The sequence below is a fragment of the Psychroserpens algicola genome (assembly GCF_014526325.1).
In the GTDB taxonomy this organism is placed as follows: domain Bacteria; phylum Bacteroidota; class Bacteroidia; order Flavobacteriales; family Flavobacteriaceae; genus Psychroserpens; species Psychroserpens algicola.
The window spans coordinates 445207-463564 of record NZ_JACNMJ010000002.1; the positions used below are offsets into that span (position 1 = coordinate 445207).

The window sequence follows — 18358 nt, forward strand, 5'->3', positions numbered from 1 at the left end:
ACTTTTTACAATAGGTTGAATACTTTTAAAATACTTTTCACTCCTAAAAATATAGCGATTCCGAAAATCACAAATCCAAGTATATTTTGAATCAATGTGTTTTTATATGTTCCTAAGATTGATGTTTTGTTCATAATCCACAGTAAAAACCCAGCAATTACAGGTAATAGCAGTCCATTAGCAACTTGAGCAAATTTTATTATTTCAATAGACTTAAAGCCAATAGAGGAAAATAATACTCCCAATCCCAGAATAAACATCCAAACCATTCTAAATCGTTTAGTTTTCATACTAGAACTCCACCCTAAACATCCTGATGCCACATAAGCAGCTGCCAGTGGAGCAGTAATTGCACTAGTAATTCCGGCTGCAAACAAACCTAAAGACAAAAAGTAAGATGAATAATGACCAAATAGTGGCTCTAGGCCTTTTGCTAAATCTGCGGCATTAGTAACTTCAGCGGTTTTTATTGCAGCTGCAGAAATAATAATACACATAGAGACAATTCCTCCTAAAACCACGGCTATAATAGTATCTTTTCTAGCATGTTTCAAATCTGCTTTATGTTTCCATTTTTCCTTAACCAAAGACGCATGCAGAAACAAATTATAAGGTACAACAGTAGTTCCCACTAAAGCGATAACAGTAAGAATATTATCATTAGAAAACTTAGGCACAAACAATCCTTTAATTACCTCAGACAGGTTTGGTTTGGTTAAAATAGCTGTAGTTAAAAAAGCAAGACTCATAAGAATCACTAGTGAAACCAGGGCTTTCTCTAAAATTTTATAATTTCCTATAAACAACAAAATAAAGGCAACTCCACCAATGAGTAATGGAAATACATTCACAGAATGACCAAAAACCAATAACTTTGACTCTCCAAAAACAGCTTCTAGGCCTAAAACACTACCACTGATATTTCCTGCTTCGTATGCAGCATTACCAATAACGATTGCTGAAAGAATCAATATAATAGCTAACATTTTAACTATTGGATTAGAGATCTCAGAAGTAATTATTTCTGATAAACCTTTTTGAGAAATTATACCCAACCTTGCTGACATCTCCTGTAAAACAACAGTGGCTACAATAGATAACAGCATTGCCCAAAGCAATGAAAATCCAAAATTCACACCAGCCAAAGTACAAACTGTAACAGTTCCCGGACCAATGAATGCCGCAGCCACTAATGGTCCAGGACCAATATGTTTAAACCAGTTTTTAATCACGTTCTACAGCGTTTAATGCATAAATAGCAAAGCTTCCCAGCCAATGACCTCCTTCGTAGCTATCTCCTACAATATTAGGCAAGGAATAATTAATATGCTGATTTGCAATAGTTTTAAGATGGTTATATTCTGGTAAATCTCGAGCAATTTCATATAAACTCCATGCTCTTGAAAAATTAACACCATCTAAATGCACAAGTTTACCATCGGTTCTATCATTAACTTTTCCAGGTTCTAAATTGAAGCTATCATCAATTAACTGTGGAAGAAAATCATTGAGCCAGATTTTAAAATCTTCTTTAGGCATGACGCGCTTCATCAATGCAGCTTCTTCAAAACAAGGCGACAAAAAATCAAATCCGCCTGGCTCCCATGTTAAAGGGCAATTAGCATCAGTTGCATAAAAATCTTTAGCACGTTGCTCAATTAAAGATTGAAGTTGCTCATTCCCAACAGTTTTTGTATAATCATAAGCAAATGATAATCCGAACGCTGTATTTGTATGTTCTCCTACCCGAATTGGGTAATTCAATTTTGGCAGAAACTCCAAATACATTTCAACAATCAAATCGGTAAGCGGTTGTAAATTAACTTCCAGCTCGCGTGCTATAGGAGCGTCCCAAGTGTGTAATTCTTCAGCAAGCTTAAGCAACCAGGCCCAGCCATAGGTGCGCTCATAACTTTTATTATATTGTCCGAAAAAATAAGTGACTTCAGCTTCTATATTGGCTTTTGACATATTTTCTCGAAGCATTCTTTTGGCATCCTCAGCATTTTGAAGATTAGGATACTGCTTCAATAAACGCACTAAACTCCAATGCCCATGAACTGCCGAGTGCCAATCAAAACACCCATAGAATGCAGGATGCAACTGCTGAGGCGACTGCAAATCGGTATCACTCCCTATGATTTGATTAAGCTTATTGGGATATTCGGTTTGGATACAATGAATGGGCAATTGCGCCAAACGATTAGCTTGCTCTAAATCGATTGTCGGTATTTTTACTTGCTCAATTTTTGTTTTAACCTCTGGTGTTTTAATTTTTTGTTCTTCGGAAGTATTGCAAGCTAAAATCATAAGTGCAATACAAAGGATGTAATAGTTTTTCATGTTATAAATTTAAGATTTTAAAGCATAACATGATTAAGAGAATTTTGCTTTTCTAGAATTATTCAACCTAACCAATCCTCACGATTCATACTAGGTATTGAATGGCTTCGGAAATGTGACTTCCTTTGATTGATTCTGTACCTTCAAAATCGGCAATTGTTCTGTATACTTTTAACCTTAATATATCAATGCGATTAAGTAATGGTACGGAAATCTTACTCAAACACCCTTACATTTCCGTAGATGAAGACCTTACAGCTACATTTAGATTCTTAAAAGTAAGTTTTAGCCTTATATTTTGTAATACAAAACCATACCCAAATTTCTCTTTATATAATTACATTGCCTAAAAATGTAATGTGACAAATTGTGTAATAATAGAAAATGATACTGATACTGTTGAGATCATAAAGACAGTAGGCAATGACTTCGATGAAATCTCTTTTACAGAAATACATGAAGATCAGGAAGCTGCATTAAATTTTATTTTAAAACACAAACCAGAACTTGTCATTATTAATATTGAAACAAAATATATTAATTTTATAGAATTTCTATTTGAAATCGGTTTATACAGTGAAAACAGACCAAACTTTATTGCAATTTCTAATTCAAAACTTAAAGCTTTTGATTCTTACAAATACGACTGTGTAGATTTTATATTGAAACCTCTAACTGAACTATCAACAAGAAAGAGCCTCTTAAAATATCAAAAAAAACATCCTAACAGTAAAATTGAAACTATATGTTTGAAATCATATAAAGATTATCAATACCTCAATATTGATGATATACTATACTTGAAAGCTGATAATAATACTACAGATTTTTATATGTCTGACGGCAGGCTTATCGGAGCATACAAAACTTTAAAAGTATTTGAAAACTCTTTACCAAAAACCTTTTTAAGAATACACAAAAGCTACATCATAAATAAAAAATGCATTTCAAGAATTCATTACGGCAAATCCATTTGCATTATTGACAATGAACATGAAATACCTTTTACCAAAACATTTATTGATAATGTAGATCTGATTAATAGTGAGCTATCAAAGAACACTATGATTACACTCAATTAATTTTCCCTATGAAAAAGTGGCATTTCACTCACAGACGTGTAGTATTCACTATAATTACTTATGTTTCTTAGCTAGCTTAGAAGAAGCTTACTATTTTAGCTAGTGAATATTCACATGCGTAACATTATTAACGCATAACTGTGCACAATTTTAAAAAACAGAGCTGTATTTACAGCCTACATAACCATTAACTAATTTTAAAATTTTGTAACATGAAAAGATTAAAACTTTTATTTCTATTTTCTTTATTACTAATTTCATTAATGGCATTGTCTTGCACACCACCAGCACTAGATGATACTATAGAAAACGTCCAAGCAACTGGAGAAGACGATGCCGTTGATGATGGAAGCAAAGATTAGCAAATCTTAATTATACAATTAAAAAGTCTTTAATGTTTTTATTAAAGGCTTTTTTATAGCTTTGTTTTAATTTGACATCATTTTGAACTTCAATTATATAAGAACACTAATTATAATAACAACCTTAGTTTTTATTTTGCAATCCTGCACTAAAAATGAAAAAGAGGCTGATCTTATTAAATTCAAAATTCAAAATGATAGTATAAATACGTGGCTTAAGCAATCAAAAGATGATAGTTATTCTTTAGAAAAAAGAAAAGAGCTTCTTAATAAGTGTTATCAGAACATTAAATCATCAGAAATTGACACCTTACTACCAAGAAGTTTAAGTGTTTTAGCATATCAATATTTAAAACTTGGTGACACAATTTTATTCAAAAAAAGAAACCAAGAAGCCTTATTAATTGCTAGTAAAGCTAAAGATTCTTATGCTTTAGGAGATATTTATTGGAATTATGCAAGTTACTACAATAAACTTCAAGAGTACGATAGCGCTTATTATCATTTTGATTTATCCTATAATTATTTTGATAAAAGCGGATTTATCTTCGAAGCTGCAAAAACCCAATATGGAATGGCCTTTATCAAAGGACGTTACAAAGATTATTCTGGGAGTGAAGTTTTGATTTTCAAAGCCATAGATAAATTTGAAAAAATAAACAGCCCTAAATCTTTATTTTCTTGTTATAACCACTTAGGGACGTTGCAAAATGATATATACGAATATGACAAATCTTTATTTTATTACAATAAAGCCTTGGAGTACAAAGAAAACAAAACCCAATATGCAGCAATTGAAAATAACATAGGTAACACCTATTTAAAAAAAGGGGATTATGCAAAAGCTATAGATCACTTCAATAATGTTTTGAATATTAAAAATTTAAAATCTACAAATACAATTCATTATGCTAGAGTCTTGAGCAATAAAGCATATGCAAAACTTTTAAAGAAAGATACTCTTAATATTGAGAAAGAGCTTCATGAAGCTTTGCACATAAGAGATAGTTTAAATAACAAAGGTGGTATTATAATTAGTAAAATTCATTTAGCACATTTTTTTGCATATAAACGAGATACGATTGCTGCCATCAACTCTGCCAAAGCAGCAAATGCTCTTGCTAAAGAACTTAAAAATAGCAGAGATTACTTAGAGAGCTTAAATTTATTAGCAAAATTAGATACTCAACACACTTCAGAGTATTTGAAAAATCATATTAGATATAGTGATAGTATCCAAATTGTCGATCGAAAAATTCAAAATAAATTTACACGAATTGCCTACGAGACCGATGAATATATTCAGGAGACTAAGCGTTTATCTAGGCAAAAAATATGGATATTATTAAGCAGCTTTGGATTAATTTCTATACTTTCATTATTATATTTTATTAAAGTTGAAAAATCAAAGAATGAGAAATTACTTTTTGAAAACAATGAACAAAAAGCCAATGAACAAATTTATTTGATTGCGCTGAAACAACAAGAAAAGTTAGAAGTAGAAAAAATTAAAGAGCGTAATAGAATAGCCGAAGAATTACATGATGGTATTCTAGGTAAATTATTCGGGACCAGAATTGGTTTAGGTTTTTTAGATATTGAAGCTAATAATGAGATTAAGGAGCAGTATCAATTATTTTTAGATGAACTACAAGATATAGAAAAAGAAATACGGGAAGTTTCTCATAGATTAAGCGATAATATCGACAGTACACAAATTAGCTTTACAAAAATTGTTAATCAACTTATTATAAATAACAGTAAAATAGGAAGTTTTGAATATGAGCTTAGTTTTGATGAAAACATTGATTGGAGAAAAATTAATGAACAAATTAAAGTAAATCTCTATAAGATTTTACAAGAGGCTCTACAAAATATCATAAAATATGCATCTGCTAAACATGTAAGTGTTATATTTTTCACTTCTGATGATGAAGACTTAGAAATAACAATACAAGATGATGGTATAGGTTTTAACATTAAGCAAAAGAAAAAAGGGATTGGTTTAAAAAACATGAAATCTAGAATAAAGAAATTAAACGGGTCATTTAATATTTATTCTGAATATGGAAATGGTACAACAATCAAAATTCTAATTCCTATTTAAATGATTTAAAATGGAAAATATAAAATATTAAGTACTGATAGTCGATGACCATCCCTTGATTATTGAATCTTATAAAACAGCTCTTAAGTATTACGGTAAAGAAAATGATTCTATTTTATTTTTGGTACATACTGCTAATGACTGTGACAGTGGATATGAGTTGATAAATGACTTCTATAAAAAAAAGAAATATCCCGATATAGTCTTTTTGGATATTCAATTACCTCCATCCAGTGATGGAAAAATTTTATCGGGTGAAGATTTAGGATTGAAAATAAAAAAACTTTTACCTAGTACAAAAATTATCGTTTCTACTACGTTCAATGACAACTATAGAATTCATAGTATTTTTAAAAGCTTGTATCCAGATGGTTTTTTAATTAAAAATGATATCACTCCCAAAAAGCTCATTGAGGCTATTGATGTCGTTATCAATGATCCACCCTATTATACCAAAACCATTGTCAAATTATTAAGTAAACAAGTTGCGAACGATTTCTTATTAGATAGTATCGATAGACAAATTCTTTATGAACTATCAATCGGTACAAGAATGAAAGATCTACCTGATGTGATTCCCCTTTCTATTGCTGGAATCGAAAAAAGAAAACGACATCTCAAAACCGTTTTTAATACCCATAGCACTGATGATAAAGAACTCTTATTAAAAGCAAAAGAAAAAGGGTTTATATAAAACATAAAAAAGTAAGGTTTAGCCTTACTTTTTTTATGATTGAAAATCAATGTGCTCAGAATTTAAACTCTAATTTAGCACTATAACAAAATCACATAAACACCTCATTATCATTAAATTAAAATTGAATTGCGCATAAAATCTTTTGACCTTTTTCATGTTCAATCTTATGCAATAATTGAATAAACAGAAAGATAATCTGATTACATATCAACCAGATTAATATAGATTAGATCAAACACAAATTCTAATTGAAGATTCAAAATTAATACATGTATTGAGTGAAGATAAATGTATGGAATGTGAGTTATGCTAAAAAAAATCTACAGTTGATTCTATCAATAAAATAGTTAAGACCATACAGTCGGAATAGCCGAAACAGCGACTTAAAAAACTGAAAGTAGGTAGTATTAAAAATTATTTAATTATGAAAAAACAAGCATTTTTTTACGGGTTATTTGCCCTAGCGTTCGTTGGTTCTGTTGGATTAACAGGAATGGAAACACAGAAAGTTGCTGAAGTAGCAACAGTATCTTCATCTCAATCTCTAAACGATGAAAAAAATGAAAAAAGAGAGGAAGGACTTGAAGCACTTGAAGCTATTGGTGAATATAATGAACCAGCTGCAACCATTCAATAATTTTTTAAAAGGATAAAAAGCACACTGTAAATTCTTTATGCATTTGCAGTTTGCTTTTTTTATTTATATGAAATTTTTAAAACACATAGATAACTATTTGATTTGTTATATTTTAGTAATAGTCGCAGTTGTACAATTATACAATTCCCAATTTGATTCCCTCACACCTTGGAAAGGTGGTGGATTTGGAATGTTCTCAACAAACAAAACTACTAATATTACTGCTGTAGGATACAAAAGTAACGGTGATTCAATACTTATAAAAGTCATAGGCAGTAAATTTAATGTACCTATATCAAATACCTTTTTGACATCTACTAAAAATTATCCTAAAAAGGAGAATTTAAGAAAGTTAGGAATGCAAATAATACATTCGTATTTAAAACCTACGACAGTAGAAATTCCTGCTAATATTGATAAAAACACATTAGATCACATCAATAAAAATGAAAGATTTTATAAACTAGTGTATGAGCCAAAATATTATGAGAATGACGATACTGCACATGCTGAGGATGCAATAAAAATTCAGAGCTTAAAGATAAGAGTATTCGAAACCGATTTTTTTGAGAATGAACTAATTGTAAAAAAGAAATTCATCAAAGAAATTGAAATAAATTATTAAAGTTTTAAATAATATGGCATATTCAGTACTTGCTTTCTTAGAAAAAAATAATAAAGGTTTTGAATCTTTTCCTGAAGAGTTAATTTTTAAATTTTCTCTTGTTTTGTTAGTCCTTGATGGCAGTACAGGTTGGGGTTTGGACATATTTATGAGGATAACTTGTGCGTTGATGCTCGCTTTTGATAGCTTTAGTAAAAATAGAGTTTTATGGCTTATCATATCATTATTACTTTTATTCTTTAACAGTTTACAGTTTTACATTCTAGATAATCATAAAATACTGTTTGTTTACTGGGTACTACTCATAACCTTTTATTTATGGACAGATAAAGATTCTAATTATCTTAAATCAAACGCAAAAATTTTAATTGGACTTGTGATGTTTTTCGCAGTCTTTCAAAAATTAATTAATGGGTTTGGTTCCCCTGGATTTCTGCATGGACGTTTCTTATTTGATTCTCGGTTTATGCTTGTTACACACTTCATGATTGACACACCCTATGAAGTGCTTGCAAATAATCAAAATTCAATAGCAATTTTAAAAACATTACCAAATGATAATAGCTTCGTAAGCTTAACTTCAACACCTTTTATGGGGCGTGTTTTATATGCATTTCAACTTTTTGGTTTAGTATTTGAAGCACTTGTTGCTTTTCTTTTTCTTTTCTCTAAAAAAAATACTATCGCAAAAGATATAGCTCTTTTAGCCTTTTGTATTGGAACGTATTTTATTTTTCCAGTGATAGGATTTAGTTCAATTCTATTGATTTTAGGAATAGCGCAAAGCACAAAAAAGATGCGCAAATTCTATATCATCACTTTTATCCTTATCCAGTTTATTAAGGTTCCATGGCAACAAATAATTTTCTATCTAAATAATTCATTGTAGATGAAAAACTTGATAAATAAATTATTAATTCCAGGCATTATTGTTGTCATTATTATTACGCTTTTCACAATTTATTCTAAACAAAAAACTCAAGCAAATGGTAATAGCTCTAAAAATGCATTGACAACCATCAATGCGCTTACCAAACTTCTTTCTGAAAAATCGCCGTATTTTGATATGAATAAGGATCGTGTAGTTAGAAAAATAGATTCTGTAATCACACTAATAGATTCAAAAAAAACACATACTGAAACTGAATTATTCAATACCATTGAGCACATAATTTCAGAATTAGGTGACAGACATGCTTTGGTAAAAACGCTGAATCCTCCGAAGGATAAGAAACGTTATTATTTGCCGTTTGCTTTAGCACCATTGCAAAAAAATCGTGTAATTGCTTTACAACAACTTCCAAAATTAAAATATTCCTTTTATTTAAAAAACTATCCTTTTCTTACAGCTATTGAAGGAGAAGATATCGTCAAATTTATATATAGACAAGATGTAAGTAATAAATATGCTCCTAGTTCATCTAGATTGTCTTTGGGCGTCGAAAAAATGAATGAGTTTTATCAAATTAACCACGATTTTAACTTGGGAGACAGCATTAAACTTACATTTTCAGATAAAGACAAAGTAAAAGACACCATATTATATATTAGTCTTATTGATTATAAAACTAAATGGAGGGAATTAAATATTCATTTTCCTATACAAGAAAAAACTAAAGAATCGTACAATTCTCTTCAAACAACTTATGATAACGATATTGCATATATAAAAATTCCAGAAATGTTTGACGTGTCAAACAACAAACTCTTTTTTAAGTGGCTGTCAGAGTACATGAACACTATCAAAAATTCTAATGGACTTATAATCGATATTAGAAATAACTCAGGTGGAAAAAGAGATTTAATTAATTTTTTTTCCAATTATTTTATAAAACCCGATAACTATAGTATTGCTAATTATGCAACATATAAACCAGAACTTACACCTATAATTCAAGAAAGTTTAAATAAACGAAGCCTTTATCAACTCAATCATTTTGACATTCATCTTCAAAAATCAATAGAACAGAAAACACCCTCAAAATTAAAAGATTATTCAAATGATTTAGGATATAGCGATTTGTATTATATGGTATTAAAACACAATGATGCTTTTGACAACTACTATTTCTACAATAAGCCTGTATACATTCTCATTAATGAAAAAACATTTAGTGCTGCTAGTGTATTTGCTTCATCTTTTAAAGGATTAGATAACATCACCATAGCAGGAGTTAAAACTGATGGCTCAAGTGGTTTAGCACAATCTTATGAATTAAACGGATTTGAATTAAAATTTTCTCACATGTTATCGTTTCAAAAAAACGGTGATTTATTTGACGGAATTGGCACAGAGCCCGATTTGAAAATTACAAGATCAATTGACCAAATTTTAGGCCATGACGATCATCAACTAAACGCCTTATTAACTAAGATACCCCAAAACCATAATTAACTATGGATTATAAAAAAATATTTTTTTTCTCTTTGTTCTTTTTATGTGTGACCATTATGTCTTCTCAAGACAATAAATATGAAATAATTGGTAAGGTAATCGATGTGAATAACAATACATCAATTGAAGGAGCTAATATATTTATTATCAATTTAAAGAAGAACCTGGTTGTTCATAAAACCAAATCTGATAGCGCTGGAAATTTTCAAATATCCTTAGATAAAGGAAATTATAATATCTCAATTGGTCATGTTGACTATGAAGTTACATTAATGCCAATAGACTTTTCAAAATTTAAAAACAATTCACTTAATTTAAATGACATATTTCTGGAGCCCATAAAAATTAATGAATTAGATGAAGTTGTAATAGTTTCAAAAGATTTCAGAATAGAAAATCGAAATAATAAACGGATTTATCATATCGGAAACACACTTAAGGACGTTGCTGGTTCAATGTCTAATCTGTTAAGCTATATACCTTCAGTTTCTGTTGATATTGATGGTACTGTCCAATTAAGAGGGAAAGAACCAATAGTACAAATCAATGGTAGAAATTCAAACCTCTCAAAATCTGAAGCGCTCCAAATGCTACCAAGTGATATGATAAAAAGAATTGAAGTCATTACTCGACCTTCAGTAAAAGAAGGAGAAACAGAACCGATAATAAACATTATTACTGACCGAAAACGCAGAGGAACCATTGGAGGTGTCAACTTTGCCATTGGTTTACCTTCAACTATCAAAGGTGGTCTTCATTTAGCTTTAAATAAAGAAAAGATTAACGGTTATGGATTGTATGGAATTAATAATCAGAATAATATTCCTAGTTCAAAAGAGGAGTCTATAAGAACAGTAGACAATAATGTTGAAACCGTTGAGACTGAAACAAACGACAATAATACATCATCAACAAATCAATTTGGGGAACTCCAATATGAGTACGTTCCAAACGATAAGAGTGAACTTGCTGGAAATGTTTCCGTATTTAATTCAAATAATATGCTGTCTATTAAAGGGGAACGAAATATGTTTTCAGAAAACTTTGAACAAATAGATCAATTAAACGATACTGAAAATAAACTCTTCTCAATTTCTACAGAAACCGAATTTGAACATCAATTTAACTCCGAAAAAGAACAATTGAAAATAGAATTAGAATATGAATTTGAATCAAGAAAAAATTCAGAAATGTTTTTAGAAAGTTCCTTGTCAGATGGTGATTTAAACACCAACTCTTTTGATAGATTAAGATCTAACGAAATTGAACTTAAAACACGCTATGACTGGACACTTAATAATGAAGGATATTTTTCGCTTGGCTATCGATTTGATTTAAGCACCTTAAATCAAGAGCAGTTTTTTTCTAGCGATGTAAATAATATATCTGCTGAAAACAATATTGATTTTACTCAAACCGACAATACAATTTATGCCGATTATTCTAATGTCTATAAAAAAATATACTATAATATCGGATTTAGATTTGTTAATACTGAACGTAAATTAATTGATGAGGATACAAATGAATCTTCAAAAAAAAGTTTTTCAAACCTATTACCTCAAATAAATTTAGAGTATGAATATGGAGATAGTAATGAAATTAGTTTGAATTATTATAGCCTTTTGCGTCAACCACGTCTGAATTATTTAAATAGTTTCAATACTAGTGTTGATTTACAAAGAATTAGAGTTGGTAATTCAGAACTTAAACCTCAGTCTTCTCAGACCATAGAACTAGAATTATTTAATGAATTTGAAAATTCTTCTATCAGTACAACCTTTTCTACAAATTTTGTAAAAGATATAATTCAAAATGTTTCTGTTTTTGATACTGAAAATAATATAACAGTAACTAGACCAGAAAACATAGGAAAATCAACGACTTTCGGAATTGATTTCTCTTATAGTTTAAATTCACCAAAATGGCTAAATACTATTGTAAAATTAAATGGTAGATATGGCAATATATCTGGAGGGACAATTGATGATGATTTTTACAGACTCAACAGTTCTATTACAAATATTGTGAGGCTGAAATCTTATAAACTTGAACTCAGCTGGTTCTTCAGTCCAAAAAACAAAATTAATTTTCAAACGTTTCAGAGTTCTAACCAATATTTCAAACTTGGCTTAAGTAGAAGGGTTTTAAAAAATAGAGGGAATTTAGTTTTATCTGTTTTAGACCCCTTTAATTCTGCAAGAATTATTCAAAATATTGATGGACAAAACTTTGACTACAGAAGCGTTATAAGACCAAATCAGAGAAGAGTTTTTCTAAGTCTCTTTTGGCGTTTTAGTGTTAAAAGTAGATTTAGAAATACAGACAAACAAGTGAAGGAAAAGGGAATATTACAATAGTGTAAATTCAAATCGAAACGCTATTTTTTTAGACAGGATATAAATCTAAGATAATATGAAAAAACTCAAAGTTTACTATGATGACTGGTGTCCAAATTGTACTAAGTTTATGAAGTTTATAAATAAAATAGATGTTTTAAGCTTAATCGTTTTTAAAAAACTTAGAAGTTCAAGTCCCTCAGACGGAATTGATTTAAAAGAAGCAGAGAAAAAGATGGCCTCAACTATTAATGGTGATATGTACTATTATGGCTATAAATCTATTTATGAAATATTTAAAAGAGTTCCTTTGTTTTGGTTTTTCATTCCAATCCTTTTTATTTTGAAATTCACTAAAGCTGGTGATTTTTTATATAATGAGCTAGCTTTAAAACGAAAGATAATTCCAATACACTGCGATGAACACTGTGAAATCTAATCAAGGTTTTTATGGAATTGAAAATTATGATAAACTTTCAAAAAAATAATTATTGACAACTAATTCTAAAAAAAAATCACCTAAGATAAAAAACGCATTCAGGTAAAGTTTTTTTTTAGTTTCATGCTTAATCAAATTCAAATCCATTTGGTATAAAAACACATTAGCTAATTCATTTGGTTATCCCAACCAACCCTCACGATCCATACTGCGGTATTGAATGGCTTCGGAAATGTGACTTCCTTTAATTGATTCTGTACCTTCTAAATCGGCAATTGTTCTCGATACTTTCAAAATACGATCATAAGCCCTTGCAGATAAATTTAATTGTTCCATAGCTGTCTTTAATAATCCCATCGATGCGTCATCTAACTTACAATGTTTTCGGATTTGTTTTGTATTCATTTGTGCATTATAATGTACACTATCTGAAGATTTAAAGCGCTCTGTTTGCAATGCTCTGGCTGTAGTTACTCTGTTTCTAATAGCTACTGAAGATTCGCCTTTACGTTCGTCAGACAACTTATCAAATGGCACTGGCGTGACTTCTATATGTATATCAATGCGATCTAGTAATGGTCCCGAAATCTTACTCAAATACCGTTGCATTTCCGCAGGCGAAGACGTTACAGGTGCGTTTGGGTCGTTAAAATAACCGCCAGGACTCGGATTCATACTCGCCACCAGCATAAAGGACGATGGATAGGTTACGGTAAACTTAGCTCTTGAAATTGTCACTTCCCGATCTTCGAGAGGCTGACGCATGACTTCTAAAACTTCACGTTTAAATTCTGGTAATTCATCTAAAAACAATACACCATTGTGTGACAGTGAAATTTCTCCTGGCTGCGGATAACTTCCACCTCCAACTAAGGCGACATTTGAAATGGTATGATGCGGACTTCGAAAAGGGCGTTGCGCCATCAAACCCGTATGCGCTTTAACCCGTCCTACAACCGAATGAATCTTAGTTGTTTCCAAAGCTTCATGCAAAGTCATTGGTGGCAAAATACTAGGTAAACGTTTAGCCAGCATGGTTTTCCCTGAGCCTGGAGGACCGATTAAAATAATATTATGGCCTCCTGCAGCTGCTATTTCCATACAGCGCTTGATACTCTCCTGACCTTTAACATCTGAAAAATCAAATTCTGGGAAATTAAGACTTTTATTAAATTCTTCGCGTGTATTAATTATAGTTGGCTCTAAAGCTTCATTGGTATCAAAATAACGAATGACTTGTTTGATATTATCGACACCATACACTTCGAGTCCATCAACTATAGCCGCTTCTTTTGCGTTTTGCTTCGGAAGAATAAAGCCTTTAAACCCTTCCTCTCTGGCTTTAACTGCAATGGGAAGCGCTCCTTTTATAGGTTGCAAATTTCCGTCGAGAGATAATTCACCCATAATGAGATAACGCTCAATATGTTCGGCTTTGATTTGATTGGTCGCCACGAGGATTCCGATAGCCAATGTTAAATCGTAAGCAGAGCCTTCTTTGCGCAAATCGGCTGGAGACATATTAATAATGATTTTCTTTCCTGGAATTTTATAACCATTGTTTTGAAGTGCAGCAGCAATACGGAAATTACTTTCTTTAATGGCATTATCGGGAAGTCCGACTAAGTGATAACCAATACCATTATCAACATTAACTTCAACAGTAATCGTTGTAGCTTCTACACCGAAAACAGCACTACCAAAAACTTTTTTCAACATTTATAGAATATTTTCTATAAATATAATTTAAAAAGTAAGATTACCAAAAGTATATGCCTAATTCTAAAATGAGCACTAAAGCTTTTATTGTAATTCGTCAAATAAACGTGATTATGAGTTTAAAACCTCAGTAATCACTGCACCCAAATCGTGGTGTTTATCTTCAAAAGCTGTGAGCCATTGTGAGGTAGCCGAATGATCGGAGAAACTATTAAGTGCTTGCATGACATCAGTTTTATGCTGAATAGGCAATGCTTCAATAACATCAGAAAGGTTATCAAAGAGTTGAAGTGGCGAATTTTTTTCTTCACTTAATTTGAATGCAATTTTACCCGTTTTATCTAGAAATTCTAGATAATTGACTTTAGTTGTGATTGGCGTATTTATATGAAGTAAATCAAACACTTCTCGTGTTACTGCTCTGGTTTGAGGTCCAGAAATACCATCAACAATAATATCTTTTCCGTAGATAAATTTAAGTACCATTTGCAGATATAGCGTTTCAGATTTTGAAGATTCATGGTAATCTACATTCACACTTGTATCAACATGCCAATGGTCTTCATGATTGGTATAATAGTAGTTTAAAACGATACCGAAGTGCTTTCTAAGAAATGATTCAATGCCCAGATATAATTCCTTTTGATGAACAAAATTTAACGTGATTAACGATGTGTCTTTCCAGAACACTGCATCCAAGTCAAATGCTTTACCACTTCCATGATGACCCGGTTTATTTACAAAAATACCTGCAGTTGTAATAACTTCAGGTTTACCCAAAGGGCAGTGATCAAAGACTTCTTTAAGCGCTTTTTTTAAGACCTTTAAAAAATTAGAATCTACTAAAAAATCACGTTGCATTCCTCGTGTCCCATAGGGATGACTCGTTAGCCTCGCATAATGTAGCGGAATCCCGTTAATTGAATTTATTTGCTCCATAATTTATTCTTCCAATAATATGTTTATTGCGTTTATTTGTTCGGTTATCAATTGACTTTGAATAACACGATCGTAGTATTTTATTGTACTTGCGCTTAAATGTCTTGCTAATGTTGGCTCATAGGTTTCCCATATATCAGCATTATCATTGATTTCCTTTTTAACTTTAGCATTTTCACGATTTAGAAAATATTCGAGTTCAATAACCTGATTGGTGTTGGTTAATTCGCCTCCTAAGAAACGTTCAACTTCTTTAAGTTCAATTTGAAATGGCAAATAAATCGGGATATAAGTAATTTTAGGATCTTTACTGATATCGACAAAAAAGTCACTCAAGTAATTCGGTATTTTATCAAGATTCAAGCCTGTTTTTAAATCGGCTACGATATTATCCTGTTCTATTTCATCAATTTCAAACTGTGAAAATTTATGCTCTTTTTTGAACTTCTGAATAAGGTACCAGATATAATTATTTCTGCCATTGACAATTTCGACAAACACTTTAGGTGTTTTATTTAGTGTAGAATCTTTTAGGAGATAATTATGCAAATCATATGAACTTAATAAACCACTATTATCTATTGCTCCAGCATCAATATAATGTCCGTGACTACTAATTTTTGCTGCTGGACTCAACGCTGGAAACCTATTGGTTGAAGACACCGATTCATAATACGCTATAGAACCATTGTATAACTGAGATAAATTGTCTGAATTATGAAATATCGTTGAATCATTAGGATATTTTACAGAATAAAACACACCTCGTTTTCCGTTCGTTTTAGCCGTGTTAATGATTAAAGACGGAAAATAATCACGCTCGTCAAAAATATGTTTTTTCCAATAGGCATTAAATGACATAGAATCCAGAGTCATAGACGTTTCATTCTCAAGAATGTTTCTATACGTCACCATAGAATAATAAGACCGATCTCTATACTTCCCTATTTTGCTAAACGGATACAGCTTTCTTACAAAATCATAGCCAAACATCAATGACAGATCTTTGGATGCAAAATTCTCAAAAGCCACCTCGTCAATTTTATTACCTATAGCAGTAAAATCATTAGCGTACTTGCCTCCAAGAACCGAATATAAAGACAATCCCATCATTCCACCTGAAGCTCCTGAAAATGATATGGTTTGATTTAAAAAATCTCCGTTAGATTTATGCTGAATTTCATTTAAAACTTTCATGGTCCAGATATTAGCCTTTAAACCTCCTCCATGAGCAGCCACAAAAAACAAGGGCTTATTAGTACGCTCTCTTAATTTTAGTTTAAACGCTTCCATATCTAAAACATCTTCATCAGCAGAATTTTCGTAAATCTCTAATTCGTGGATAACACTTTCAGAGTTATAAGATATTATTCCGAGGACAATAATAAAAAAAGTAATTGCCGAAGCTATAAGTCGTCGTCGTGCGGCAAAACTTTTTTGCTCATCCAAAGGCAAAAGCTTGTCTCTTTTATCGGCTGGAACTCCAGAGTTATACAAATAACTCTTTTTAGTAACCAATGGGTTTTTATCTAAGTCTTTCTTTTGGGATTTAAATATAGTCAGCATGAAGAAATACTTAACAAGACAGGCAATACTATAATAGAATATAAAGAAATAACAAAGCAGTATCAGCATTGCATTTAAAAGATTCCAGCTGTAATGCACAGCAACGTTACTGTATATTAAAAACAGAATCACCAAGATGGCAAACACAAAATAATATCTTAAATAAGCAATACTATCGCTAACGAAGTTTAAACTAAAGTAGACATTTCTAACATATACTCTAAATACTCTAAAAAGAATATACATGAGCGCCAATAAGAAGGTAAAAATCTGAAGTAACCAATACCCAACCAAACTAAACTTTAGAGAAGAAACAAGAATTATTGCAGTGATTAAAACCAAGCCTATAACCAGAAGTAATGCTGTAACTCCTAGAGCATAAAATTTATGTTTTTCGGCTTTAACTTGTTTGATGATAACCTCATCTGTAGCACCTACAATTTTATCCTGATAAACATCGAGTTTGTCTAACAAGACTATCAGTACTAATGCAGGAATTACTGATAACAATAATGTAATGCCTTTAATTAAATCGGCATTTAAATGACTAAAAACAAGCTTTGGATAAAATGTTTGATAAATATAATAGTGCCAAATAATAAAAATTACTAAGCCTAGACAATGACGAAAAAACTTAGCTTTAAAATCCTGTTTGTATGTCTTGTCAATTTTTGAAAATGTAAAAATGGGATATCCTAACCACTTATAGACGTACCATTGATGGTCATCACGACTTTTATTGATATCCTCTGCATAGTATATATACCTTGGGTAATGCGATAAGACTGAAGCAAAAACTGAAATCACGACAAAGCATAACATCAATGAGATTTTATCGTCTTCAATCATATCTACCAAAAGCGTATTTGCCTGGTCCAATCCTTGAACCATAAGTAAAATAATTCCGAGAAACAAAAGACTTAAATAAGAGGATTTTCCAAATTTCCCAAATGCAGAAACAATATTATCAACGAAATTAAGAAAGCGAAGGGCTAAATTCCCTATATTTTTGAATAGCATAACACAAATTTAAAATTAGTACTCTAGTGTCAACAAGAATTAATTTTAAGTATCTATAGGGAGATATATGTCTCTAAGCTACAAAAAA

General features: G+C 31.0%; 15 protein-coding genes and 1 pseudogene. 10 read left to right on the top strand and 6 right to left on the bottom strand.

Annotated elements, in window-relative coordinates; genetic code table 11:
- Nucleotides 1-5: 5 nt before the first annotated feature.
- From H7350_RS07870 to H7350_RS07880, 3 genes and pseudogenes are all read right to left on the bottom strand, one after another.
- Nucleotides 6-1232: an Nramp family divalent metal transporter gene (locus tag H7350_RS07870; protein WP_204345350.1), complete on the bottom strand. Its 1227-nt coding sequence runs from the start codon at nt 1230-1232 to the stop codon at nt 6-8.
- Entirely contained in the window at nt 1225-2343 is a 1119-nt protein-coding gene (locus H7350_RS07875; RefSeq protein ID WP_204345351.1) for a DUF2891 domain-containing protein, read from the bottom strand. The genes H7350_RS07870 and H7350_RS07875 overlap by 8 nt, the downstream gene beginning before the upstream one ends.
- Before the next feature lie 62 nt (nt 2344-2405).
- A pseudogene (locus H7350_RS07880) lies at nt 2406-2518 on the bottom strand (magnesium chelatase subunit ChlI family protein); the annotation flags it as partial.
- A 184-nt stretch (nt 2519-2702) separates the two neighbouring features.
- On the opposite strand from H7350_RS07880, the gene H7350_RS17130 reads away from it, so the two are divergent.
- The 10 genes from H7350_RS17130 (at nt 2703) to H7350_RS07930 (ending at nt 13026) form a co-directional block, all read left to right on the top strand.
- On the top strand, nt 2703-3425 hold the full coding sequence (locus H7350_RS17130) for a LytTR family transcriptional regulator DNA-binding domain-containing protein (RefSeq protein ID WP_204345352.1): 723 nt from the start codon (nt 2703-2705) through the stop codon (nt 3423-3425).
- A gap of 212 nt (nt 3426-3637) precedes the next feature.
- Nucleotides 3638-3787 carry a hypothetical protein gene (locus H7350_RS07890; protein WP_204345353.1) on the top strand — a complete coding sequence of 50 codons (150 nt, stop codon included), beginning with the start codon at nt 3638-3640 and terminating at the stop codon, nt 3785-3787.
- 136 nt (nt 3788-3923) lie between these two features.
- The gene (locus tag H7350_RS07895) at nt 3924-5894 is read left to right on the top strand and encodes a tetratricopeptide repeat-containing sensor histidine kinase (RefSeq protein ID WP_204345354.1); all 1971 of its coding nucleotides are present in this window, start codon (nt 3924-3926) and stop codon (nt 5892-5894) included.
- A gap of 37 nt (nt 5895-5931) precedes the next feature.
- Nucleotides 5932-6588, top strand: coding sequence for a response regulator (locus tag H7350_RS07900; RefSeq protein ID WP_338105769.1), 657 nt, complete (start codon nt 5932-5934; stop codon nt 6586-6588).
- A gap of 427 nt (nt 6589-7015) precedes the next feature.
- Entirely contained in the window at nt 7016-7228 is a 213-nt protein-coding gene (locus H7350_RS07905) for a hypothetical protein (protein ID WP_204345355.1), read from the top strand.
- A 67-nt stretch (nt 7229-7295) separates the two neighbouring features.
- The gene (locus H7350_RS07910) at nt 7296-7853 is read left to right on the top strand and encodes a hypothetical protein (protein WP_204345356.1); all 558 of its coding nucleotides are present in this window, start codon (nt 7296-7298) and stop codon (nt 7851-7853) included.
- Nucleotides 7854-7866: 13 nt separating this feature from the next.
- Nucleotides 7867-8742, top strand: a complete 876-nt coding sequence (locus H7350_RS07915; protein ID WP_204345357.1) for a hypothetical protein — start codon at nt 7867-7869, stop codon at nt 8740-8742.
- Nucleotides 8743-10248 (top strand): S41 family peptidase, encoded by a 1506-nt coding sequence (locus H7350_RS07920; protein WP_204345358.1) that lies wholly within the window; start codon nt 8743-8745, stop codon nt 10246-10248. It begins immediately after the preceding gene.
- Between the two features lie 2 nt (nt 10249-10250).
- Nucleotides 10251-12608 (top strand): outer membrane beta-barrel family protein, encoded by a 2358-nt coding sequence (locus H7350_RS07925; protein ID WP_204345359.1) that lies wholly within the window; start codon nt 10251-10253, stop codon nt 12606-12608.
- Nucleotides 12609-12663: 55 nt separating this feature from the next.
- A complete protein-coding gene (locus H7350_RS07930; RefSeq protein ID WP_204345360.1) occupies nt 12664-13026 on the top strand; it encodes a DCC1-like thiol-disulfide oxidoreductase family protein in 363 nt (120 codons plus the stop codon).
- A gap of 180 nt (nt 13027-13206) precedes the next feature.
- Here H7350_RS07930 and H7350_RS07935 read toward each other — a convergent pair whose 3' ends face one another.
- The 3 genes from H7350_RS07935 to H7350_RS07945 form a co-directional block, all read right to left on the bottom strand.
- On the bottom strand, nt 13207-14745 hold the full coding sequence (locus tag H7350_RS07935) for a YifB family Mg chelatase-like AAA ATPase (RefSeq protein WP_204345361.1): 1539 nt from the start codon (nt 14743-14745) through the stop codon (nt 13207-13209).
- Between the two features lie 111 nt (nt 14746-14856).
- On the bottom strand, nt 14857-15684 hold the full coding sequence (locus H7350_RS07940; RefSeq protein ID WP_204345362.1) for a hypothetical protein: 828 nt from the start codon (nt 15682-15684) through the stop codon (nt 14857-14859).
- 3 nt (nt 15685-15687) lie between these two features.
- The gene (locus H7350_RS07945) at nt 15688-18270 is read right to left on the bottom strand and encodes a hypothetical protein (protein ID WP_204345363.1); all 2583 of its coding nucleotides are present in this window, start codon (nt 18268-18270) and stop codon (nt 15688-15690) included.
- Nucleotides 18271-18358: the final 88 nt, after the last annotated feature.